The organism is Reyranella sp., from assembly GCF_030651995.1.
In the GTDB taxonomy this organism is placed as follows: domain Bacteria; phylum Pseudomonadota; class Alphaproteobacteria; order Reyranellales; family Reyranellaceae; genus Reyranella.
Window position 1 is genome coordinate 26,710 of the sequence record NZ_JAUSBN010000069.1, and the last position, 22,560, is coordinate 49,269.

23 protein-coding genes are annotated in these 22,560 nt (G+C 66.7%); 12 read left to right on the top strand and 11 right to left on the bottom strand.

The window, feature by feature from the left end; translation table 11 throughout:
• Window positions 1–101: 101 nt before the first annotated feature.
• The gene (locus tag Q7V45_RS21570; protein WP_304855934.1) at window positions 102–782 is read left to right on the top strand and encodes a GntR family transcriptional regulator; all 681 of its coding nucleotides are present in this window, start codon (window positions 102–104) and stop codon (window positions 780–782) included.
• Between the two features lie 188 nt (window positions 783–970).
• Here Q7V45_RS21570 and Q7V45_RS21575 read toward each other — a convergent pair whose 3' ends face one another.
• Window positions 971–1,813: an MBL fold metallo-hydrolase gene (locus Q7V45_RS21575; protein ID WP_304855937.1), complete on the bottom strand. Its 843-nt coding sequence runs from the start codon at window positions 1,811–1,813 to the stop codon at window positions 971–973.
• Between the two features lie 145 nt (window positions 1,814–1,958).
• On the opposite strand from Q7V45_RS21575, the gene Q7V45_RS21580 reads away from it, so the two are divergent.
• The 7 genes from Q7V45_RS21580 to Q7V45_RS21610 all read left to right on the top strand — a co-directional run bounded on the left by Q7V45_RS21580 (window position 1,959) and on the right by Q7V45_RS21610 (window position 9,031).
• Window positions 1,959–2,798 (top strand): ImuA family protein, encoded by an 840-nt coding sequence (locus Q7V45_RS21580; RefSeq protein WP_304855939.1) that lies wholly within the window; start codon window positions 1,959–1,961, stop codon window positions 2,796–2,798.
• Window positions 2,716–4,365, top strand: coding sequence for a DNA polymerase Y family protein (locus Q7V45_RS21585; protein ID WP_304855941.1), 1,650 nt, complete (start codon window positions 2,716–2,718; stop codon window positions 4,363–4,365). Before Q7V45_RS21580 ends, Q7V45_RS21585 begins: the two co-directional genes overlap by 83 nt.
• A 13-nt stretch (window positions 4,366–4,378) precedes the next feature.
• The gene (locus tag Q7V45_RS21590; protein WP_304855942.1) at window positions 4,379–4,621 is read left to right on the top strand and encodes a hypothetical protein; all 243 of its coding nucleotides are present in this window, start codon (window positions 4,379–4,381) and stop codon (window positions 4,619–4,621) included.
• A complete protein-coding gene (locus Q7V45_RS21595) occupies window positions 4,618–5,058 on the top strand; it encodes a type II toxin-antitoxin system VapC family toxin (protein ID WP_304855944.1) in 441 nt (146 codons plus the stop codon). The genes Q7V45_RS21590 and Q7V45_RS21595 overlap by 4 nt, the downstream gene beginning before the upstream one ends.
• A gap of 4 nt (window positions 5,059–5,062) precedes the next feature.
• Window positions 5,063–8,383 (top strand): error-prone DNA polymerase, encoded by a 3,321-nt coding sequence (locus Q7V45_RS21600; RefSeq protein ID WP_304855947.1) that lies wholly within the window; start codon window positions 5,063–5,065, stop codon window positions 8,381–8,383.
• A 74-nt stretch (window positions 8,384–8,457) separates the two neighbouring features.
• Window positions 8,458–8,730, top strand: a complete 273-nt coding sequence (locus Q7V45_RS21605; protein ID WP_304855950.1) for a type II toxin-antitoxin system CcdA family antitoxin — start codon at window positions 8,458–8,460, stop codon at window positions 8,728–8,730.
• A complete protein-coding gene (locus tag Q7V45_RS21610) occupies window positions 8,714–9,031 on the top strand; it encodes a CcdB family protein (RefSeq protein ID WP_304855988.1) in 318 nt (105 codons plus the stop codon). The genes Q7V45_RS21605 and Q7V45_RS21610 overlap by 17 nt, the downstream gene beginning before the upstream one ends.
• Window positions 9,032–9,039: 8 nt before the next feature.
• Here Q7V45_RS21610 and Q7V45_RS21615 read toward each other — a convergent pair whose 3' ends face one another.
• From Q7V45_RS21615 to Q7V45_RS21625, 3 genes are read right to left on the bottom strand one after another with little or no spacing between them, the layout of a single operon-like run.
• Complete coding sequence (locus Q7V45_RS21615; protein ID WP_304855953.1) at window positions 9,040–11,499, bottom strand: ligase-associated DNA damage response DEXH box helicase; 2,460 nt, start codon at window positions 11,497–11,499, stop codon at window positions 9,040–9,042.
• Window positions 11,496–11,849 (bottom strand): hypothetical protein, encoded by a 354-nt coding sequence (locus Q7V45_RS21620; protein ID WP_304855956.1) that lies wholly within the window; start codon window positions 11,847–11,849, stop codon window positions 11,496–11,498. Before Q7V45_RS21620 ends, Q7V45_RS21615 begins: the two co-directional genes overlap by 4 nt.
• Window positions 11,846–12,133, bottom strand: a complete 288-nt coding sequence (locus Q7V45_RS21625; RefSeq protein ID WP_304855959.1) for a DUF6516 family protein — start codon at window positions 12,131–12,133, stop codon at window positions 11,846–11,848. Before Q7V45_RS21625 ends, Q7V45_RS21620 begins: the two co-directional genes overlap by 4 nt.
• A gap of 107 nt (window positions 12,134–12,240) precedes the next feature.
• On the opposite strand from Q7V45_RS21625, the gene Q7V45_RS21630 reads away from it, so the two are divergent.
• Genes Q7V45_RS21630 through moaA form a run of 3 tightly spaced genes read left to right on the top strand, consistent with a single transcriptional unit; the run spans window position 12,241 to window position 15,922 of the window.
• The gene (locus Q7V45_RS21630) at window positions 12,241–13,272 is read left to right on the top strand and encodes a ligase-associated DNA damage response exonuclease (RefSeq protein WP_304855962.1); all 1,032 of its coding nucleotides are present in this window, start codon (window positions 12,241–12,243) and stop codon (window positions 13,270–13,272) included.
• A gap of 2 nt (window positions 13,273–13,274) precedes the next feature.
• Complete coding sequence (locus tag Q7V45_RS21635; RefSeq protein ID WP_304855964.1) at window positions 13,275–14,933, top strand: cisplatin damage response ATP-dependent DNA ligase; 1,659 nt, start codon at window positions 13,275–13,277, stop codon at window positions 14,931–14,933.
• On the top strand, window positions 14,930–15,922 hold the full coding sequence (moaA, locus tag Q7V45_RS21640) for a GTP 3',8-cyclase MoaA (protein WP_304855966.1): 993 nt from the start codon (window positions 14,930–14,932) through the stop codon (window positions 15,920–15,922). The genes Q7V45_RS21635 and moaA overlap by 4 nt, the downstream gene beginning before the upstream one ends.
• 166 nt (window positions 15,923–16,088) lie before the next feature.
• On the opposite strand, the gene Q7V45_RS21645 is transcribed toward moaA, so the two are convergent.
• The 3 genes from Q7V45_RS21645 to Q7V45_RS21655 all read right to left on the bottom strand — a co-directional run bounded on the left by Q7V45_RS21645 (window position 16,089) and on the right by Q7V45_RS21655 (window position 18,280).
• Window positions 16,089–17,015, bottom strand: coding sequence for a DMT family transporter (locus Q7V45_RS21645; RefSeq protein ID WP_304855968.1), 927 nt, complete (start codon window positions 17,013–17,015; stop codon window positions 16,089–16,091).
• A gap of 94 nt (window positions 17,016–17,109) precedes the next feature.
• Window positions 17,110–17,802 (bottom strand): gamma-glutamylcyclotransferase, encoded by a 693-nt coding sequence (locus tag Q7V45_RS21650; RefSeq protein ID WP_304855971.1) that lies wholly within the window; start codon window positions 17,800–17,802, stop codon window positions 17,110–17,112.
• A gap of 10 nt (window positions 17,803–17,812) precedes the next feature.
• Complete coding sequence (locus tag Q7V45_RS21655; protein ID WP_304855973.1) at window positions 17,813–18,280, bottom strand: MaoC family dehydratase; 468 nt, start codon at window positions 18,278–18,280, stop codon at window positions 17,813–17,815.
• Between the two features lie 150 nt (window positions 18,281–18,430).
• Here Q7V45_RS21655 and Q7V45_RS21660 point away from each other — a divergent pair, with 150 nt between their 5' ends.
• Window positions 18,431–19,252, top strand: coding sequence for an enoyl-CoA hydratase (locus tag Q7V45_RS21660; RefSeq protein WP_304855975.1), 822 nt, complete (start codon window positions 18,431–18,433; stop codon window positions 19,250–19,252).
• Here the strand turns inward: Q7V45_RS21660 and Q7V45_RS21665 are convergent, their stop codons facing one another.
• From Q7V45_RS21665 to Q7V45_RS21680, 4 genes are all read right to left on the bottom strand, one after another.
• A complete protein-coding gene (locus Q7V45_RS21665; protein WP_304855977.1) occupies window positions 19,253–20,050 on the bottom strand; it encodes an ABC transporter permease in 798 nt (265 codons plus the stop codon).
• A gap of 1 nt (window position 20,051) precedes the next feature.
• Complete coding sequence (locus Q7V45_RS21670; protein WP_370692643.1) at window positions 20,052–20,882, bottom strand: ABC transporter ATP-binding protein; 831 nt, start codon at window positions 20,880–20,882, stop codon at window positions 20,052–20,054.
• 6 nt (window positions 20,883–20,888) lie between these two features.
• Complete coding sequence (locus Q7V45_RS21675) at window positions 20,889–21,923, bottom strand: ABC transporter substrate-binding protein (protein ID WP_304855979.1); 1,035 nt, start codon at window positions 21,921–21,923, stop codon at window positions 20,889–20,891.
• An 87-nt stretch (window positions 21,924–22,010) separates the two neighbouring features.
• Window positions 22,011–22,560: enoyl-CoA hydratase-related protein (locus Q7V45_RS21680; RefSeq protein WP_304855981.1), on the bottom strand; the 550-nt coding region annotated here is incomplete at its 5' end.

The following is a 22,560-nucleotide window of genomic DNA, read 5'->3' on the forward strand; positions in this document are numbered from 1 at the left end:
GAGATTCTTCCTCCGTCTGAATGTCGACATTATTAATTACAGACATTCGGGCACCTACTTGCTGGAAGCAAGAGCGAAATGCCGCTAGAGGGTTCCAACCCATGGCCGCACCCGTCCAAAAGACCTACGACATCTACGCCACCCTACCCGCGCAGATCGCGGTGCGGATCGGGCAGGCCATCGTCGAGAACGAATTCAAGCCGGGCCAGAAGTTGCGCGAGGTCGATCTCGCGGGCGCCTTTGGGGTCAGCCGGGCGTCGGTTCGCGAGGCCCTGCGCATCCTCGAAAGCGAAGGGCTGGTGACGATCCTGCCGCAGCGCGGCGCGCAGGTGACGGCGCTGAGCGCCGCCGAGGTCGAGGACATCTTCGATATTCGCGCCCAGTTGATGGGCCTGGCCTGCGAGCGTCTCGTGGCCGCCCTCCCCCCGGCCGGCAGGCCCGAATTGGAACGCCTCTGTGCCGAACTGGAAAGATCGCTCGACGATGCCGAGGCCTATGCCCGCGCGAGTCTGGCGATCAGCGAGTTCTGCGTGCGCAATGCCGGCAGTCGGCGGCTGGCCGACCTGATCCTGTCTTTCGGCCGCCAGACCGCCCGCTATACGAAGCTCAGCCTGTCGACGTCCGACCGACGTCGGCAATCGATCGCCAACTGGCACGGTCTGGTCCGGTCGATCCTCGCGGGCGACGCCAAGGCCGCCGAGGGCTTCGCCCGCCAACTCGTCTTTGACACTCGCGACACGGCGTTGAGCATGCTCGCCGACGGGATGGCCAAGCAGGGCTGACGGATCAGCATCCGAGCGCAGCCGACGCGAGCTGGCTGCCGCGGCGCTCCTCCGGTTTCATGCGCGATCTTGAGCATGGCCGGCTCACCGTTGCGCCGCACCGGTAACAGCAGGCTGTGTGGGTCCTCAGCGGTTCGCCATCGGCGTCGAGAGTCCAGTGTTCCAGCCAGCTCGCGGTATCAACAGGATCAGTCGCCGCCATTGCCGCCGACGACATAGACGGTGAGCTTCTCGGGCAGCTTGTCGTGCGCGACCTCGATGGTGCGGCGGTCGGGCCAGATGAAGACGGCGTCCTGGTCCGCCATCAGTTCCTCGAAGCGCGCGACCTGGCCGCGTCCCCAATAGTGCATCGGCAGCACGATCCGTGGCTGGATCTGACGGATGACCTCGACCATCACCGGCAGGCCCACGGTGTAGGCGCCGTCGATCGGCACCATCAGCACGTCGATGCGGCCGAGCTCGTCGAGATGGTCCCGGGTCAGCCGGTGATGCAGGTGACCGAGATGGGCGATGCAGAGATCGCCGATGGTGAAGGTGAAGATCGAGTTGCCGTTGATGCGCGCCGAGCCGCCGCCCCAGTCGCGCGCATTGGTCGGCAGGTTCGTCACCTTGAGGTCCTTGAGCGAGACGTCGTGGCGCGCCTCGGTCTGGCCGGCTTCGCTCGGCCAGCCGCGCAGCACGTAGGTGATCCCCTCCTCGGGCGTGTCGGTGTAGTGCGTGGAGTGCGCGTTGTTCATCGTCACGATGTCGGGCTTGCGGCCGAAGCCGTTCAGCCCGTTGTAGTCGGTGATGGCGCGCACGCCCTGGGGCGTGTCGATCTCGAAGCTGGCATGGCCGAGGAAGGTGATGATGGCGCGGCTCGCCGTGTCCGCCGCCATCTGCGCCCCGTCGAGCGAGGCCATCTGCACACCGCGGCCCTGCAGGGTGGGACCGAGCTCGACCAGGTTCTTGGAACAGCGCGCCAGCGCCGGGCCGGCCAGCAGGGCCAAGGCGGTGGCGCACAAGGCGAAGAGCGACAGACGAAGAGTCATGGAGCCTCCGGGACAGGATGGCAGCTTCTCCCCGGATGCACTCGATATGCCAGCCCTGAGTGCCGTTGACTCGCGATTGTGAAGGAACTAGAACAAAACAAGAACATTTAACCCACAGCCCGTCCACCAGACCGACGAGGGGGCGATGCCGGTCATTTCCCCGAGTGCCTTTGCTTCCCCTGCTTCCAAGGCCGCCAACGATCTGGCGACTCTGGTCCCTGCGGCCCTGCGGGAAAAAGTAAGGCGTCTGGAGAGGGCAAACAGTGTCCAGAGAAGCGGCAAAGCGGCCGCGGTTCCCCTTGGGATTGCGGCCATCGACGCCCTGCTGCCCGAGGGCGGGTTGCTGACGGGCGCCCTGCACGAGATCGAGGCCGGGCCCTGCCCCTCCGGCCGCGTGGCGCCCCATGACGGGGCCGCGCTGGGCTTCGCCGCCCATCTGCTCGGTCGCTTCGGGCCGGGCACGATCCTGTGGTGCCGCCGCCCGACCGGCCGCTTCGACGCGCCGCCCTATGCGTCCGCGCTCTCCCCCTGGTTCGATCCGGCGCGCCTGCTGATGGTCACGGCCCATCGCGACGAGGATCTCTTCTGGGCGATGGAGGAAGGGCTGCGCTGCCCCGGCATCGCCGCCGTGCTGGGCGAGACGCGGGCGGCCGATCCCACGGCCGGCCGCCGCCTGTCGCTGGCCGCCGAGAAGAACGGCGTGCCCGCCCTGCTGCTGCGCGCCCAGCCGGCGCCGCCGCAAAGCGTATGCGCGACCCGGTGGCGGATCGCCTCCGCGCCCTCCTGCTCGACGCCGGGTCTCAAGGATGTCGGCGCCGCGCGCTGGCGCCTCGAACTTCGGCGCAACCGCTTCGGCACGCCGTCCGCCGCCGAAACACCGTCCTGGCTCCTGGAGTGGAACGATGAAACGCATTGTCTCGCTGTGGTTCCCCAAGCTCTCCACGGATCGTCTGGCGCGCGCTTCGAAGAAAGACTGGTCGGATAGGGCCACCGCCACCGTCGTCTGGCACGACGGCTGCCCGCGCCTCGCCGCCGTCAATCCGCACGCCCGGGCCGCCGGCCTGCGTCCACGCATGCGGCTGGCCGATGCGCGCGCCCTGCTCCCTGACCTCGTCACGGTCGCGGGCGAACCACAGGCCGACCTTCGCCTGATCGAGGCGATCGCGGGCTGGTGCGATCGCTACACGCCGTGGGTGGCGATCGATCCGATGGGCGGGGCCCTTGCCGATGACATCGAAAAGACCTGCAGCGCCGGCGGCTTCGGCGGTGATGCCGGCCTGCTGCTCGACGTAACGGGCTGCACGCATCTCTTCGGCGAGGGCGAGGCCGGCGAACGGGCGCTGCTGGCCGACCTGGTCACGCGGCTGGCCCGCCGCGACCTTTCCTGTCGCGCCGCGATGGCCGACACGGCGGGCGCCGCCTGGGCACTGGCGCGCTTCGCCGAGCGCCAGGCCGATCTCTTCTGCCCGTCGCGCGGCCAGCGCGATGCGCTCGGCTCGTTGCCGGTCGAAGGCCTGCGGCTCGACCCGCCGATCCTCGAGGCCTTCCTGAAGCTCGGCCTGCGCCGCATCGGCGATCTCTATCCCATGCCGCGTGCGCCGCTCGCCCGCCGCTTCGGCAACCAGCCGCTCAATCGCCTCGACCAGGCGCTGGGTACGCTCGCCGAGCCGATCGAGCCGCGCCGCCTGCCGCCCGCCTTCCGCACGCGCCTCGCCTTTGCCGAGCCGATCGGCCGGGCCGAGGACATCGCCGCCGCGACCAGCCGGCTGCTGGCAGCACTTTGCCGACAGTTCGAACAGGCCGGTGTCGGCGCGCGCCAGCTCGAGATCGCGCTCTATCGTGTCGACGGATCGGTCGACCGCACCTCGATCGGCACCAGCCGGCCCAACCGCGACAACCCGAAGCTGATGAAGCTGTTCGAGGAGAGGCTGGGCGAGCTCGATCCCGGCTTCGGCGTCGAGCTGATGATCCTGGCCGCCCCCGAGGTCGAAGCCTGGAGCGGCACGCAAGATGCGCTGCCCGACCAGAACGCGCCCGGCATCGCCTCGGGCGTCGACGGCATGATCGATCTCGCCGACCGTCTGGCGCTGCGGCTGGGATCGGAAAATGTCGTGCGGCTGCTGTCGCGCGACAGCCATCTGCCCGAACGCGTACAGGTCGCTGCGGCTGTTTCATCGAAGCCCGCAGCGGCGGGCGCCTGGCGCCGCGTCGCGAGCCTCAAGGGCGCACGGCCAACGCGCCTGCTGCAGCGACCCGAGCCCGTCGAGGTCACCGCCTTCGTGCCCGACGATCCGCCCTCGGTCTTCCACTGGCGGCGGCATGCCCACCGCATCGTGCGCGCCGACGGCCCGGAACGGATCGCCAATGAATGGTGGCGACCGCGGTCCGACGGCACTCATCCGCCGGCCGGCACCCTGCCGCCGGTGCGCGATTACTACCGCGTCGAGGACGATGACGGCGGCCGCTTCTGGCTGTTCCGCGACGGGCCTTACCAGCTCGCCGCCAACGGTCATCCGACCGCCCGCTGGTTCCTCCACGGTTTCTGCGCCTGAAGGGGAGAGGGAAATGGAGACGGCAACAGCAACGGCCAGACGGGGCACCACGCTCACCATCCGCGGCCTCGATGTCGCGATCATCGAACGCCTGAAGATCCATGCGCGTGCCAGGGGCCGCTCGCTGGAGGCCGACCTGCGTGACCTGCTGACCTACGCGTCGGGCCAGCCGCTGGTGCTCGATCCGCTGGAAGAGGCCGACCGCATCGCCGCCATGACACCGCGATCCGTCGCCCAGATGGGAGGCGGCACGTGATCGTCGTCGTCGATCCCGGCGTCGCCATCAAATGGTTCGTCGAGGAGCCCTTGCGGCCACAGGCACGCTCCCTGTTGGCCAACCGTCACGAGGTGATCGCGCCCGACATCCTGATCGCGGGCGTCGCCGAGCTGGCCTGGCAGAAGACGACACGCGGTGAAATCACGGCCGAACAGGCCGAGCCCATCGTGCGCAACATCGCGCTGCCGTCGTTCATCTCGGCCTTCGTCGAATCGTCTCAACTGCGCAACCGCGCGCTGGCCATCGCCCTGCAATGCGGCCGGCCGGTGCACGAATGCTTCTATGCCGCCTGTGCCGAGTCCGCCCAGGCGCCGCTGGTCAGCGCGGACGAGGCGTTCCTGCTGGCGCTGAAGAGCGAAGGCATTGCGGTGCGGGGTGTCCCGCTCACCCAGGCGGACGAACTCGTCGATCGCTGATGCCATGGACTACGCCGAGCTCCAGGTCACCACCAACTACAGCTTCCTGCGCAGTGGCTCGCACCCGCAGGAACTGGTCGAACGGGCGATCGAGCTCGGCCATACCGCCATCGGCATCACCGACCGCAACACGCTGGCCGGCGTCGTGCGTGCCTTCGCAGCTTCGCGCGACGAGAAGAAGCCAAAGGATCCCACGTGCGACAGAATAAAGCTGCTGGCCGGCAGCCGCCTCGAAACGCGCGACGGCTTTTCGCTGCTCGCCTATCCGACCGACCTCGACGCCTACAAGCGCCTGTCCCGCCTGCTGACCCTGGGCAACCGTCGCACCGAGAAGGGCCAGTGCGACATCAGCTTCGACGATCTGGCCGGGCATGCAGAGGGCCTGCTGGCCATCGTGCTGCCGCCTCGCGATCCCGGAGACCCGGCCTTCCGCGACAGGCTGCGGGCCCTGGCCGGACTGTTCGGCGACCGCTGCTACCTCGCGGGCACGATGCTGTTCCGGGGCGACGATGCGCGGCGGCTGGCCCGGCTCGACGATCTCGTCACCGAGATGGGGATGAAGTTCGTCGCCACCAACGACGTCCACTATCATGTCCCCGAGCGGCGGGCGCTGCAGGATGTCGTGACGGCGATCCGCCTGGGCTGCACCGTCGAGGAGCTTGGCTTCCGGCGCTTCGTCAGCGCAGAACGCCATCTCAAGGACCCCGCAGAGATGGCGCGCCTGTTTCGCCGCCATCCCCATGCCATCGCGCATACCCAGGAGATCGTGAAGCGCTGCGGCTTCTCGCTTCGACAACTCACCTACCAGTATCCGGTCGTCTACGAGGGCGGCGAGACCCCCATGGACAAGCTCGTCCGCCTGACCTGGGAGGGTGCGAAATGGCGATATCCGGAAGGCGTCCCGGACAAGGTGGCCAGCACGATCCGACGCGAGTTCGCACTCATCGGTCACAAGCAAATCGCGCCTTACTTCCTGACGGTGCAAGAGATCGTCAGGGAGGCGCGTGATCGCGGCATCCTATGCCAGGGCCGCGGTTCTGCCGCCAACTCCGCCGTCTGCTACTGCCTGGGTGTCACCTCGGTGAATCCCAACGAGACGGAAGTGCTGTTCGAGCGCTTTCTGTCCAACTCGCGCAACGAGCCGCCCGACATCGACGTCGACTTCGAGCATGAGAGGCGCGAAGAGATCATTCAGTGGATCTACGAAACGAAGGGCCGCAACCGCGCCGCCCTGGCGGCCACGGTGATCTCCTTCAGGAGCCGCAGCGCCATCCGCGAGGTCGGCAAGGTTCTGGGCCTGTCGCCCGACATGGTGGGCGTGATGGCCGACACGGTGTGGGGCATGGGGTCGAGCGGCGTGAAGGTCGACCATGTGCGGGAAGCGGGTCTCGACCCGATGGACCCGCGCATCATGCTGGCGCTCGAACTTTCGTCGGCGCTGTGCGGCTTCCCGCGTCACCTCTCCCAGCATGTCGGCGGCTTCGTGCTGACCGAGGGCCGCCTCGACGAGCTGATGCCCATCCAGAACGCGGCGATGGAGAAGCGCACCGTCGTCGAGTGGGACAAGGACGACCTCGACGTACTGGAGATCTACAAGGTCGACGTGCTGGCGCTCGGCATGCTGACGGCGCTGCGCAAGAGCTTTGCCCTGATCGAGAAGCATTTCGGAGAGAAGCTGTCGCTCGCCATGCGGCCGACCGACGAGAACGTCTACGAGATGCTGTGTCGCGCCGACTCGGTCGGCGTCTTCCAGGTCGAGAGCCGGGCGCAGATGTCGATGCTGCCGCGGCTACAGCCCAGGGAGTATTACGATCTCGTCGTCCAGGTGGCGATCGTGCGGCCGGGACCCATCCAGGGCGGCATGGTGCATCCCTACCTGAAGAACCGCGCCAATCCCCGCGCCGTCGTCTATCCGAGGGACGAACTCAAGGCGGTCCTCGAGAGAACGCTGGGTGTTCCCCTGTTCCAAGAACAGGCGATGCAGATCGCCATCGTCGGTGCGGGATTCTCGCCGGAGAAGGCCGACGAACTGCGCCGCGCCATGGCGACGTTCCGCCACAACGGCACCATCCACAAGTTCAAGACTCCCTTCATCGAAGGCATGGTGGGGAAGAAATACGATCGCGACTTCGCCGAGCGCTGCTTCAGGCAGATCGAAGGCTTCGGCGAGTATGGCTTCCCCGAGAGCCATGCCGCGAGCTTCGCGATCCTGGTCTACGCCTCGTCCTACGTGAAGCACTACTATCCTGAAGTCTTTGCCGCGGCCCTGCTCAACGCCCAGCCGATGGGATTTTACGCGCCGGCCCAGCTCGTGCGTGACGCAAAGGAGCATGGCGTCAACATACGGCCGCCCGACATCAACGACAGCGACTGGGATTGCACCCTGGAGCCGGGACGGAACAACCGCTGCGCGCTGCGTCTTGGCCTGCGTCAGGTCACGGGGCTTTCCGAGGACGCGGCCAGGCAGATGGTCGCGAACCGGGGCGGCAGGCCCTATCGCGATCCCTCCGACCTGTGGCGGCGCAGTGGCCTCAGCAAGAAGCAGATCGTGGCGCTGGCCCGTGCCGATGCCTTCGCGTCCCTCGGCCTCACGCGCCGCGACGTATTGTGGGCGGTGCGCGGCTTCTCCGATGGGCAACTGCCGTTGCTCGATACGGAGTCGGGAGCCTGCGACGTCGAGCCCGCCGTCGTCCTTCCGGCACTGACGCTCGGCGAACAGGTGGTCGACGATTACAGCAGCTTCTCGATGTCGCTGCGATCGCACCCGATGGAGCTGCTGCGGGCCACTCTCGCGCAGCGCGGCATGTCCAGCACCGAGGCGCTGAAGGCGTCGATGAATGGCCAGCTCCTGACCTTGGCGGGTCTCGTCCTGGTGCGCCAGCGACCGGGCACCGCTTCGGGCGTGGTGTTCGTCACGCTTGAAGATGAGTTCGGCATCGCCAACCTCGTGGTCTGGCCCAAGGTGTTCGACGCCCATCGCCGCATCGTCATGGGGGCCCGGATGATGGCCGTGCGCGGTCGCATCCAGTGCCAGGGCGAGGATAACTACAAGGTGATCCATCTGGTCGCGGATGAGCTGTGGGACCTCTCGGCCGAACTGGACTCGATCTCCGAGCTCGACTTGTTCCACCTGACCAACGGCCGTGGCGACGAGGTCCGCAGCGATCCCGGCGACCGTCGGGTGAAGGTCGCAGAGGCCAACGCCACGCGCCATCGCTCGAGCCGGAATGTCCCTGAAAAGCCGGCCGGCCAGCCGAAGTACGACCGAAGCCTCGTCGTCCTCGACCGGCCCAAAATCCGCATCCAGAGCCGGGACTTCCATTGAGCCCCTCAACTCTTGACGACCAACCTCAAATTACACGTGTTGGAGACACATGTGTTTTCGAGTGGAATACAGCAATGAGGCAGCTCAACTACGATCCAGCGGCCCGAAAGCGCACGGTCAGCCTCACTCTGAATGGCGACCTCTACGCCAAGGCCAAGGCTCAGGGCATCAATGCGTCGCAGGTGGCCGAAGCGGCATTGGCCGAGGCTCTGGCCGTGCGCATCTCCGAGAAGGTCAGAGCCGAGATCAGCCAGGATCTCGGCGCCTATAACGCCTACGTCGAGAAGCACGGCTCTCCGGCCGAGATGTTGCGGGAACATCTTGCCGATCGTGACGATGCAGCTTGAGGTCTTTCCCAACACGCTCGTGCGAGCCCGCCGGGCGTACCCCTACTTGGTGGTCCTTCAAGCCGATATCGCAGCACTTGGCCGTGAACGCATCATTGCCTTCCTGGCCCCACGGGCCGAAATCGGTCCGATCAGCGGTCGGCTGATGCCCGTTGTCGAGATCGGCGACCGGGAATTTGTTCTACTCATGCCCTCCATGACCAATGTGCCGGTGACGGGGCTACGCCATTCAGTGGCAAATCTCGGGGCATTTCGCGACAGGATCGTCGACGCCATCGATTGGACGTTCCAGGGTATCTGACTGCCTGCTCAGAGCCGCGTCGCCTCGTCGATCAGCTCCTGGGCGGCGATGTCCAGCAGCTCGTCCTCGGCGGTGCCGTCGAGGACGCGTTCCTTGCCGATCTCGAGCAGGACCGGCACGGCCAGCGGCGAGATGCGGTCGAGCCGGCGATAGACGATGCGGCCCTTGGCGCGCTTCAGCAGGTCGCCCAGCCGCTTGAGATCGGCGAGCTGCCAGGCCGCATCCTGGCGCGTGGCGCGCAGCAGGATGTGGTTGGGCTCGTGCTGGCGCAGCGTGTCGTAGATCAGGTCGGAGCTGAACGTGACCTGGCGGCGCGATTTCTCCTCGCCGGGAAAGCGGCGTTCGATCAGGCCGGCGATCACCGCGACGTTGCGGAAGGAGCGCCGCAGCATGCTCGATTCGTCCATCCAGGCCTCGAGATCATCGCCCAGCATGTCCTCGTCGAACAGCTCATCGAGCTGCTTCGGCGACGCCGACCGCAACCCCCAGAGGCCCAGCACATAGTCGGTGGCGACGAAGCCGAGCGGCCGCAGGCCCATGCGCTCCATGCGCCGCGTCAGCAGCATGCCCAGAGTCTGGTGCGCGTTGCGGCCCTCGAAGCAATAGGCGACCAGGAACTGCTTGCCGCCCCTCGGGAAGCCTTCGACCAACAGCTTGTCGGCCGGCGGCAGCATCGAGCGGAAGACCTGGATGCGCAGCCACTCCTGCACCTCGGCCGGCAGCTTGGGATGCTTCAGCGGGTCCTGCAGGATGCCGCGCACGCGGTCGGCCAAGAAGGTCGAGAGCGGCAGCCGGCCGCCGCCATAGGCCGGCACCTTGGGATCGCCGCTGAAGGCCGGCGAACAGATCGCCGCCAGTTCCTTGACGCCCTCGAAGCGCAGCAGGCGGCCGGCGAACACGAACGTGTCGCCCGGCACCAGCCCCTGCACGAAGCCCTCCTCGACCTCGCCCAGCACCGCGCCGCGCCGCAGCCGCACCTTCATCAGGGGCAGCTCGACGATGGTGCCGACATTCATGCGGAACTGCTTGGCCACCAGTGGCGAGGCCAGCATCCAGCGCCCATCCGGGAGCTGCTTCAGCCGGTGCCAGCGATCGTAGGCCGCCAGCGCATAACCGCCGGTCGCCACGAAGTCGAACGTGTCGTCGAAATCCTTGCGCGGCAGGTCGCGATAGGGCTGCGCCCGGCGCACCTCGGCGAAGAAGGCCTCGCGGTCGATCGGCTGGGCACAGGCGGAGCCCACGATGTGCTGGGCCAGCACATCCAGACAAGGCGGTCGCGGCGGATCACCGTCGAGTTCGCGTGCCTCGACGGCTTCCAGCGCCGCCAGGGATTCAAGCACCTCGAAGCGATTGGCCGGCGCGATCATGGCGCGGCTGGGCTCGTCGAGCCGGTGGTTGGCGCGACCGATGCGCTGCATCAGGCGGCTGACGCCCTTGGGCGCGCCCATCTGGATGACGAGATCGACGTCGCCCCAGTCGATGCCGAGATCGAGCGACGAGGTGGCGACCACCGCGCGCAGCTTGCCCGCCGCCATCGCCGCCTCGACCTTGCGGCGCTGCTCGACGGCCAGCGACCCGTGATGCAGGCCGATCGACAGATTGTCGTCGTTGATGCGCCACAGCGCATCGAAGGCCAGCTCCGCCTGCGCCCGGGTATTGACGAAGATGATCGACGTCTTGTGCTGCCGGATGATGTTGTAGATCTCGGGCACCGCATGGCGTCCCATGTGGCCGCCCCACGGCAGCCGCTCGTGCGCATCGATGATCGAGACGACCGGCGGCGCGCCGGGCTCGCCCATCACGATCTCGACTGGCTGGTCGCGCAGATTGAGGAACTCCGCGAGTGCCGGCGGATCCGCGACGGTGGCGGACAGGCCGACGAACCGCGCCTGCGGGGCGAGCGTGGCCAGCCGCGACAGGCAGAGCGCCAGGTGATGGCCGCGCTTGCTGGTCGCGAAGGCGTGCAGCTCGTCGATGATCACGCATTTGAGGCTGGCGAAGAACTTCGCCGCATCGAGATAGGAGAGCAGCAGCGCCAGCGACTCCGGCGTCGTCATAAGAAGGTCGGGCGGCCGCTCGCGCTGGCGCAAACGCCGGCTCTGGGGCGTGTCGCCGGTCCGGCTCTCGGCGCGCACCGGCAGCTGCATCTCGGCCAGCGGCTGTTCGAGGTTGCGGCGGATGTCGGTCGCGAGCGCCTTCAAGGGCGAGATGTAGAGCGTGTGCAGCTCCCCCTGCCCCTTCTTGTAGGCGAGGTCTTGGCCAGCCTGCCGCCGCTCCGTGAGTTCGATCAGTGACGGCAGGAAGCCCGCCAGCGTCTTGCCACCGCCGGTCGGCGCGATCAGCAGCGCGCTCTTGCCCTGTCGCGCCAGCTCGACCAGCGCGAGCTGATGCGGCCGCGGCGCCCAGCCGCGACTTTCGAACCAGCGCTTAAACAAGTCGGGAAGCAACTGTGCCGCAACCAACCTCAAGCAGCTCTGGCAATCTCAAAGTCGACGTGAATCAGGTCGAACGGACAGGAGACGCCCGAGGCCTCTCGCTCGAATATGCCCAATTCGACCAGAGTAGCCACATCCTCATGCACACGCTTAACATCGCGCTTGGATTGGCGTGCCAGCTCTCTAATCGAGATCGCGCCCTTTCCTTGCAAAGCACCGATGAGCTCCCATCGCCGCTCAGTGAGCTTTGAAAAGAAAACAGCAGCGGTCTCAAAATGGAGTTCTTCGCCCTGGTAACTCCTGCTGGTCGCCTTGCGGGCTGCGGCTCTCAGGCTGGATTTCCAATCTTGCTTTAGCCGGATGGTTAAAGTGCGCTTCGTCATCTTTGCCTCCGAATGGCATCGACCTCGCTGATGAAGTCCTCGATCATCTGCTCGACCGACGTGAACCGGTAAACCGTCTCGCGGCCCATGACGTGCTTATGGTCTCCCTTGCCACGTTCGTTGTCGAAGCCGACGACCCGTTTCCCTTCGACGACATAAGCCGCACGATACTTGAAATCATGCCGGCTTGGCGGCACAGGGGCTGGAACACGCCGCACAACGAATTCGATAATGTCTCCTTCAGCGGTAACCGTCTTGGAGCGAACGATCAGCGTGGCGTTCATTGTGTTGGCAAAAATGCCAACACCAAGGAGTGTTGTCAAACTCGCCAACACCCGATGCATAACACGCGTGAAGCCCCATATCTGTGGGGTAGGATGCATCAGGAGCCATGGCAATCACGACGGCAACCGAGACCCTGAATCCCCGTACGTGGCTCTATCCGACGCCGCGCGGCCTCTATTGCGAACCGGGCGATTTCTACATCGATCCGGCCTTTGCCGTGCCGCGCGCGGTGATCACGCACGGGCATGGCGACCATGCGCGGCCGGGCCATCGCAAGGCGCTGGCGACGCCCGAGACGCTGGCGATCATGCGCACTCGGTTCCAGGACATGCCCGACACCGAGCAGCAGGCGCTGAAATACGGCGAGAGCGTGCGCATCGGTGAGGTCGAGGTCGGCTTCGCGCCGGCCGGTCATATTCTCGGCTCGGCGCAGGCCGTGCTGGCATACAGGGGCCAGCGCATCGTCGTATCGGGCGACTACAAGCGCCGGCCCGATCCGACCTGTCCGCCGTTCGAGCCCGTACCCTGCGACGTGTTCATCACCGAGGCGACCTTCGCGCTGCCGGTCTTCCATCATCCCTCCGATGCCGGCGAGATCGGCAAGCTGCTGCGCTCCGTCGCCACCTTTCCCGAGCGCACTCATCTGGTGGGCGTCTATGCGCTCGGCAAGTGCCAGAGGGTTATCCGCCTGCTGCGCGAGGCCGGCTACGACAAGCGCATCTGGCTGCATGGCGGCCTGCTATCCCTGTGCAAGCTCTACCAGGATCATGGCGTCGATCTCGGTGATGTGGCACCGGTTTCCGAGGCGATTCTCGAGACCTTCAAGGGCGCCATCGTGCTCTGCCCGCCCTCGGCCCTCGCCGACCGCTGGTCGAGGCGCTTCGCCGATCCGATCGCCGCCGTATGCTCCGGCTGGATGAACGTGCGTGCGCGAGCGCGGCAACGCGGGGCTGAGCTACCGCTGGTGATCTCCGATCACGCTGACTGGCCGGAACTCACGCAGACCCTGAAGGATGTGGGCGCGCCCAGGGTCTGGGTGACGCACGGCCGCGAGGAGGCGCTGGTCCATTATGCGCGCGGGCTCGGCATCGACGCCGAGGCGCTGCACCTGGCCGGCCGCGAGGACGAGGAGTCCTGAACGTGCAGGCCTTCGCCCGCCTTCTCGACTCCCTCTCCTTCCAGCCGGCCCGCAACGCCAAGCTGCGGCTGATCGAGACCTACCTGCGCGAGACACCGGATCCCGACCGCGGCTGGGCGCTGGCGGCACTGACCGGCGGGCTCGACTTTCCCTCGGCCAAGCCGGCGCTGCTGCGCGGCTTCGGCCAGGAGAAGATCGGCGAGGAGCTGTTCGCCCTCTCCTACGACTATGTCGGCGATCTCGCCGAAACTCTGGCGCTGATCTGGAAGACCGACCCCGCTGCCGGACCACCCCCGACACTCGGCGAGGTCGTCGAGACGCTGCAGCGGGCCACGCGCACCCAGACGCCGGCGATCCTGAAACGCTGGCTGGATGCCCTCGATTCGACCGGCCGCTGGGCCCTCCTGAAACTTCTCACGGGCGCGCTGCGGGTCGGCGTCTCGGCGCGCCTCGCCAAGCAGGCGGTTGCCAACATCGGCAGCCAGCCGGTCGATGCCGTCGAGGAGGTCTGGCACGGGCTGGAGGTGCCCTATCGGCCGCTGTTCGACTGGCTGCTGCAGGGCGCGCCGCGACCGCAGTCCAACGCCGGTGCCGCCTTCCTGCCGGCGATGCTGGCCAATCCGATCGACCGCAGCGAGCTCGACGCGCTCGATCCCGCGCATTTCCGTGCCGAGTGGAAATGGGACGGCATCCGCGTGCAGGTTGCCGCATCCGGCGGGCTGAAGCGCCTCTACAGCCGCGCCGGCGAGGACGTGTCCGGGGCCTTTCCCGACATCATCGAGGCGATCGACTTCGAGAGCGTGTTCGACGGCGAGCTGCTGGTGCGCCGCGAGACGGCGGTGGCGCCGTTCAACGACCTGCAGCAGCGGCTGAACCGCAAGACGGTGACCCCGAAGATGCTGAAGGAGCATCCGGCGCATGTCCGCCTCTACGACGTGTTGTGGCTCGAAGGCGTGGATCTGCGCGCCCTCCCCTTCGACGAGCGCCGCGTTCGCCTCGAAGCCTGGATCGCGCGGAAGGAGCGGCCGCGCTTCGATCTCTCGCCGCTGGTGACCTTCGCCGACTGGGTAGAGCTTGCGGCCAAGCGCGAGGAGATGCGGGCCGACGGCATCGAGGGGCTGATGCTGAAGCGCGGCGACAGCGCCTATCTGTCCGGCCGGCCCAAGGGTCCGTGGTTCAAGTGGAAGCGCGACCCGATGCTCGCAGACTGCGTGCTGATGTATGCCCAGCGCGGCCACGGCAAGCGCAGCTCCTTCTACTCCGACTTCACCTTCGGCTGCTGGCGAGATGGGGCGGCGGGCGGACGGGAGCTGGCGCCGGTCGGGAAGGCCTATTTCGGTTTCACCGACGAGGAGCTGCGCTGGCTCGACAAATGGGTGCGCGACCACACGACCAACCGCTACGGCCCGGTCCGCGAGGTCGAGCAGAAGCTGGTCCTGGAGATCGCCTTCGATGGCATCGCCCGCTCGACCCGCCACAAATCCGGGGTGGCCATGCGCTTCCCGCGCATCAGCCGCATCCGGACCGACAAGCCGGCCGCCGAGGCCGACACGGTCGAAAACCTCCTGCGGCTGCTGACGATATCGGGGCCGGAATCGCCCCTTGCAGGGGGTATGTCGCATGCCCATTATCCCAGCGTCATCGTAACCGAAGAGCCATGATCGACCCGTTCGGCCGCCACATCTCCTACCTCCGCGTCTCCGTGACGGATCGCTGCGATTTCCGCTGCGTCTACTGCATGGCCGAGGACATGACCTTCCTGCCCAAGGCGGAGGTTCTGTCGCTCGAGGAGCTGGAGCGCCTGTGCACGGCCTTCGTCCGCCGCGGCGTCAAGAAGCTGCGCCTGACCGGCGGCGAGCCGCTGGTGCGCAAGAACGTGATGTCGCTGTTCCGCGGCCTCGGCAGGCACCTCGACAGCGGCGCCCTGGAGGAGCTCACGCTCACCACCAACGGCAGCCAGCTCGCCAGGTACGCCCAGGAACTCGCCGACATCGGCGTGCGGCGGGTGAACGTGTCGATGGACACGCTCGATCGCGACAAATTCCGCCAGCTCACGCGCTGGGGCGATCTCGACCAGGTGATGCGCGGCCTCGATGCCGCCCAGCGCGCCGGGCTCGCGATCAAGATCAACGCGGTGGCGCTGCGCGGCGTCAACGACGGCGAGTTCGAGGAGATGATCCGCTGGAGCCACGGCCGCGGCATGGACCTCGTGCTGATCGAGGTCATGCCGATGGGCGAGATCGGCGACGCGGCGCGGCTCGACCAGTATCTGCCGCTGTCCCTGGCCCGCACCGAGATTGCCCGGCACTTCACGCTCACCGAGACGGATTACCGGACCGGCGGCCCCGCGCGTTACTTCCGGGTCGAGGAGACCGGCGGGCGGCTGGGCTTCATCACGCCCCTCACCCACAATTTCTGCGAAAGCTGCAACCGCGTGCGCCTCACCTGCACCGGCACGCTCTATATGTGCCTGGGCCAAGAAGATGCGGCCGACCTGCGCGCGCCGCTGCGCGCGTCGGAGAGCGACGAGGTCCTGGACCGCGCCATCACCGAGGCGATCGCGCGCAAGCCCAAGGGCCACGACTTCATCATCGACCGCCGCCACAGCGGCCCCGCGGTGCCGCGGCACATGAGCGTGACCGGCGGCTGAGCGCCTGTTCCAATAACTCCCGTCGCCCTGAGCGAAGCCGCCCAAAGGGCGGCGCAGTCGAAGGACCTCTTTTCCGACGCACGGTGCGTTGAAGCGAAAAGAGGTCCTTCGACTACGCGCCTATGGCGCTCCGCTCAGGACGACGGGTTTTTTGTGTCATGCTCCATCAAGCCTCTGGATTGGCCTTCGCCGTTGCCGTCTTGATCTGCGCCCGCCGCACCGCCTCGCGGTGGGAGATGTACAGGGCGCTGGCGAAGATCACCGCCGCGCCGACGAAGGTCCAGACGTCCGGCTTCTGGAAGAACAGGAAATAGCCCAGCATCGTGTTCCAGATCAGCGACAGGAAGCCGATCGGCTGCAGCAACGTGATGTCGGCGAGCTGGTAGCCGCGCTGCTGGCAGATATGGCCGAGCGTGCCGGCCAGTCCAGCCAGCAGGAACCAGACGATGTCGCCCCACTCCGGCGTCTGCCAGAACCACAGCGCGAACGGCAAGGCGCAGACGACGATCACGACGTTCTGCCAGATCACGATCGTGGTCGCCGAATCGGTGCGGGCCAGCGCCTTGGAGATCAGGTTCGAGGCCGAGAAGATCGGCGTCGAGATCAGGATGCAGATGACGCCGATATGGATGTCGCCGAAGCCCGGCCGGATGATGATCATGGCGCCGATGAAGCCCACGATGACGGCCATCCAGCGCCGCAGCCGCACCTTCTCGGCGAGGAACAGCGCGGCGCCGATCGTGACGAAAATCGGCCCGGTGAACCCCAGCGCCGTGATCTCGGCCAGGGTGGTGAGCGGCAGCGCCACGAACCACAGCATCATGCCCGCGGTATGGATGGCTCCGCGCGAGATGTGCAGGGGCAGCCGCCTCGTGTGCAGCGAGCGGTAGAGGCCAAGGCGCATCACGATCGGCACGAGGAACAATGCGCCGAAGAAATAGCGCAGGAAGGCCATCACGTAGGGATTGAGATGCTGCGCCGGGATCAGCGTGAAGACGTTGAGCAGGGCGAACAGGACGCCCGACAAAGCGACCCAGAGGATCCCGCGCAAATTCGGCGGCAGCGCGAGCCAGCGGGCTACGAGAGCGGACACGCCGCAACTATGTCACAGGCCCTGCGACCCCGCACCATCGACGGTTCGGCGGCTTCCGAGAGGCGAGTGCGTCGCCCCCTCCGACGATCAGATGTCAGGCCAACGCGATGTCGGGCGCCCGACCCTCGCGCAGCCGGACGACACGGGCCACCAGCTCCTCGAGATAGGGATCGTGGATGCCGAGCGACCGCGCATGCTCCGCGGTATTCAACAGGTACTCGCGGCACGCGCCGCGGCGGCCCTCGGCGAAGGCGATGTGGTAGGCGGCGCGCTCGATCGGCAGGTCGCCGCAATACTGGCAGTGCCCGGTCTCGACGACGAAGGTCACGGCGCTGACAGTGCGCCCATCCCGCAGCTTCGTCGGCACCCAGCGCGGCTTGTAGACGCCCGCCAGCATCTCGCGGTTCCACAGCAGGCCCAGTTCCTGCCGCACGAGTTCGGGCGACAGGCGATAGGCGATGCCTTCGCACTGTCCGCCGTCGGCCAGCGCCAGCATCAGACCCGGCAGTTCCGGCGTGCCCCGACCCATCGGCGTCCAGAAGCAGAAGGAGCGGCGCCAACCTTCCACGCTGCAGGGCTGGACCTCGGCATATTCGAGGGCCGGATTCCACATCAGCGAGCCGTAGGCGAAAACCCAGGTCTCCTCGCCCGGCGGACGGTCGAGCAGCGCCTCGTTAAGGCTGGCCTCGCGCTCCGGCGACGACAGGAAGAAGTCGTAGCCGGCGGCTCGGGCGTCGGCGACGATCTGGTCGATCCGTTCCGACGTCAGGTCCTCGCGTGTCAGCAAACGCGGTCCCTCAGGTGCCGTAGACGATGGACATGGTCTCGGCCACGCAGGCCGGACGCTCCTGGCCTTCGATCTCGATGGTGACCTGGTTGGTCAGGCGCACGCCGCCCTTGTCCATCGGATCGGCCGCGATCAGCTTGGCGCGCGCGCGCACCTTCGAGCCGGCCGGAACCGGGCTGGTGAAGCGCACCTTGTTGCAACCGTAGTTGATGCCGTTGCGCACGTTGTTGATGTGCGAAATCTGTTGGCTGAGCATCGGGATCAGCGACAGGGTCAGGAACCCGTGGGCGATGGTCTTGCCGCCCGGCATGTCCTTCTTCGCCCGCTCGACGTCGACATGGATCCATTGATGGTCGCCGGTCGCATCGGCGAAGAGGTTGATCCGCTCCTGCGTGATCTCAACCCAGTCGCTCACACCGATTTCCTCCCCCACGTGCTTCTGCATCTCGCTGGGATGGGCGAACTCTCGCTTTGCCATTTACCGCCTCTGCTTCATTTACTTCGCTTCAACTGCAATATTGACCAGAAACGCACGCGTGTCTGCTCGATAGCTATCCTCCGCGTTTGTATCGTCGCGGCCTTTTGCCCATCATGCCACTCTCAAGAATGCACAGGAGGAGACCCCCATATGGCGTACGAGACCGTCCTCTACGACGTCGCGGAGCGCATCTGCACGATCACCCTGAATCGTCCCGAGAGGCTCAATGCCTGGACCCGGCAGATGCATTTCGACCTCAAGGACGCCATGCACACGGCTGGCGCCGACCCTGAGGTGCGGGCCATCATCCTGACCGGTGCGGGTCGTGGGTTCTGTGCCGGCGCCGACATGGGGGGCCTCCAGGCGATCGGCTCGGGGGCCTCGGCCGACAGGTCGACCAAGGCCCAGGAGGGGCTTCCCGGCGGCAGCACGCTGCCCGAGTTCAGGATGAACTACTCCTATTTCCCGGCGATCCCGAAGTTCATCATCGCGGCGATCAACGGCCCGGCCGCCGGCCTCGGCATGGTGATCCCGCTCTATGCCGACCTGCGCTTCGCGGGCGAATCGGCGGTGTTCACCACGGCCTTCGCCCAGCGCGGCCTGATCGCCGAGCACGGGATCAGTTGGCTGCTGCCGCGGCTGGTCGGCCTGCCGACCGCGCTCGACCTTCTCTGCTCGGCCCGCAAGTTCCGCGCGCCCGAGGCACTGGCGTTGGGCCTGGTGAACCGGGTCATTCCCGACGACAAGCTGCTGGCCGAGGCTCGCGCCTATGCCACCCTCTTGGCCAACACGGTCTCGCCGCGCTCGGTGGCGGTGATGAAGCGCCAGCTCTGGGAGGCCCAGTTCCAGACGCTGGCCGAGGCCACGCTCCAGGCAAATCACGAGATGGAACTGTCGTTCCAGACCTCGGACTTCAAGGAAGGCGTGGCCCACTATCTCGAGAAGCGGGCCGCGAGGTTTACCGGCAGGTAGCTAGACCTTTTCCGTCTGCCCGGCCTTGGGCTGCCAGGTCATCAGGCGGCGCTCGACGACGCCGACCAGGCTGTCGAGCACGAGGGCGCAGGCCGTGAGGACCAGGATGCCGGCGAACACGGTGTTGATATCGAACGTGCCCTCAGCCTGGAGGATCAGATAGCCAACACCCATCGAGGAGCCGAGATACTCGCCCACCACGGCGCCCACGAAGGCCAGGCCCACCGCGTTGTGCAGGCTGGCGAACACCCAACTCATGGCGCTCGGCAGGTAGATCGAGCGCAGGAGCTGGCGTTGCGAAGCGCCCAGCATGCGGGCATTGGCAATCAGGTTGGGGCTGACCTCGCGCACGCCCTGATAGACGTTGAAGAACACCACGAAGAAGACGAGCGTCACGCCCAGCGCCACCTTCGACCAGATCCCGAGGCCGAACCAGACCGCGAAGATGGGCGCCAGCACGACGCGCGGCATGGAATTGAAGCCCTTGATATAGGGATCCGTGATCGCCGAGGCGGTGGGTGACAAAGCCAGCCATAGGCCGATGCCCAGCCCCGCCGCCGCACCGATCGTGAAGCCCAGCGCCGTCTCGAGCAGGGTGATGCCGAGATGGGGGAAGATCTCGCCGCTCGCGAACCAGTCGACGATCACCCAAAAGACCTTCTGCGGCTCGCCGAAGAAGAAGGCGGCGCGGTTGGCCTTGTCGAAATAGAAGGGCGGGATCAGCCCGGGCGCCGTCATGACGTACCAGGCCACGATCAGCAGGCCGAGGAGAAGCAGTTGCAGGATCCTGAGCCGCATCTCAGATCGCCTTCTGCTGTTCGTAGGCCTTCAGCACCTCTTCCTTCATCGCGGCCCAGATCTCGCGATGCAGGTCGAGGAAGGCGGGCGTCATGCGGATCTCCTGCACGTCGCGTGGGCGCGGCAGATCCACCTTGAAGTCGCCGATTGGCCGAGTTGCCGGGCCGGCCGAGAGTACGACCACGCGATCGGAGAGCGCGATGGCCTCCTCGAGATCGTGGGTGATGAACAGCACCGACTTGCGATCCTCGGCCCACAGCGCCAGCAGCTCGTTCTCCATGAGCTGGCGCGTCTGCACGTCCAGCGCCGAGAAGGGTTCGTCCATCAGCAGGATGTCGGGACTGAGGATCAGCGTCTGGGCGAGCGCAAGCCGCTTGCGCATGCCGCCGGACATCTGGTGCGGATAACGGTCCCCGAACCCCGCCAGCCCGACGCGGCGCAGCCACGCCTCGCCCTGCCCGACCGCTTCCGCGCGCGGGACGCCGCGAAATTCGAGGCCTGCGATCACATTGTCGATGCCGGTGCGCCAAGGCATCAACGCATCGGCCTGGAACATGTAGCCCGCCCGCCGGTTCACGCCCTGCGTTGCCAGCAACCTCTCGCCGAAAACTTCGACGGTGCCCGATGACGGCTCCAGCAGTCCCGCCGCCACGTTGAGCAGAGTGGACTTGCCGCAGCCGGTCGGCCCGACCACCGACACGAACTCACCGCGCGCGACATTCAGCGTGGCGTCCGCAACAGCGGTGTAGGCTTTGCTCGCATCGTCGCGGGCGGCGAAGCGACAGGTGATATCGGCCAGCGCCAGTGCCGGCACGTCCTTCGTTGTCGTCACGTCCGGTCAGCTGCGCTTGGCGGCACGCTGGGCGAACTCGTTGTTCCACGTGTCCGCGAGCTTAATCGTCGCGGGCTTGATGGCTGGATCGCTCTCGGCCAGGAACTTGAGACAATTCTCCATCGCTCCAGCCGGCATGGTCCCGTCGGGCGAGATCGTCTCGCGGACGCCGGCGAACGACTTCTCGTAGATGGCACGGTCGCCCAGCAGGTAACCCTCGGGCACGGCACTGGCGACGTCAGCCGGCGAAGCGTTCTGCAGCCACTGGTTGGCGCGCACGATGCCGGTGGCCAGCGCCTGCGTCGTACCGGGGTTCTTCTTGATGAAGTCGGATTGCGAATAGAGACTGCCTGCCGGAAAGGCACCGCCGAACACTTCCTGATTGCCCTTGGTCGTGCGCGTGTCGACGACGACCTTCACCAGGTTCTTGTTGGTCAGGATGGTGAGCGCGGGATCGGTCTGGGACACGCCGTCGACCTCTCCCTTCTCTACCGCAGCGATGACCGAGGCGCCGGCACCGACACCGATCGCCACCACGTCGCTGGCCTTCAAGCCACCCTTGGCCGCCCAGAAATTAAGCAGCATGTGGGTCGAGGAGCCTGGCGCCGTGACGCCGAACTTCATGCCCTTGATGTCTGACGGCCCCTTCACCCGGGCGGCCACGTCGTTGCGCAACGCGATGCAGATCTGCATGCCGCGGCCGATCAGCGCGAAGCCCGTCACATCCTGGCCGCGCTGCTGCATACGGATCGTGTGCTCGTAGGCGCCGGCGACGACGTCGGCGCTGCCGCCCATCAGGGCCTGCAGCGACTTGGCGCCGCCCTGGAAGTCGTTGATCTCGACGTCGATACCGGCTTCCTTGAAGAAGCCCTTGCGCTCGGCGATGGTCAGCGAAAGGTAATAGAGTGCCGACTTGCCGCCGACGGCCAGGATGACCTTGCTCTTCTCGGGCTTGGCCTGCGCCCGCGCGACATGCGGAGCCGCCAGTACGATCGGGGCGGCCGCCAGCAGGGTCCGGCGCCGCATCTGCAGCTTGGTCATCGTTTCCTCCATGACAGGCTTGTTTTCCGGCAGATTGCCGCAAGGCGCGCAGCGCGGCAACCGCCGCCGGTCACGGAGAAAGATCGGCTAGTTGAACTTACGCTCCTGCCACCACGGGAAGTAGGACGGCATGCCGTCGCTCACCTTCATGGGGAAGCGGGCCGGGCGCTTTTCGAGGAAGGCGGTCACGCCCTCCTTCACGTCGTCGGACTTGCCGCGCGAGTAGATGCCCTTGGAATCGACCTTGTGCGCTTCCATCGGATGGTCGGCGCCCAGCATCTTCCAGATCATCTGGCGGTTCAACGCGACCGAGACCGGCGCGGTGTTGTCGGCGATCTCGCGCGCCAGCGCATAGGCCGCCGGCAGCAGGGAATCGGGCTTGTGGATCGAGCGCACGAGGCGGCCAGCCAGCGCTTCCTCGGCGCCGAAAACCCGCCCGGTCATGACCCACTCCAGCGCCTGCTGCGGCCCGACCAGGCGCGGCAGGAACCAGCTCGAGCAGGCTTCCATGACGATGGCGCGGCGGGTGAACACGAAGCCGTAGCGTGCCGCTTCCGAGGCAAGGCGAATGTCCATCGCGAGCTGCATGGTGATGCCGACGCCGACCGCCGGGCCGTTGCAGGCGGCGATGGTGGGC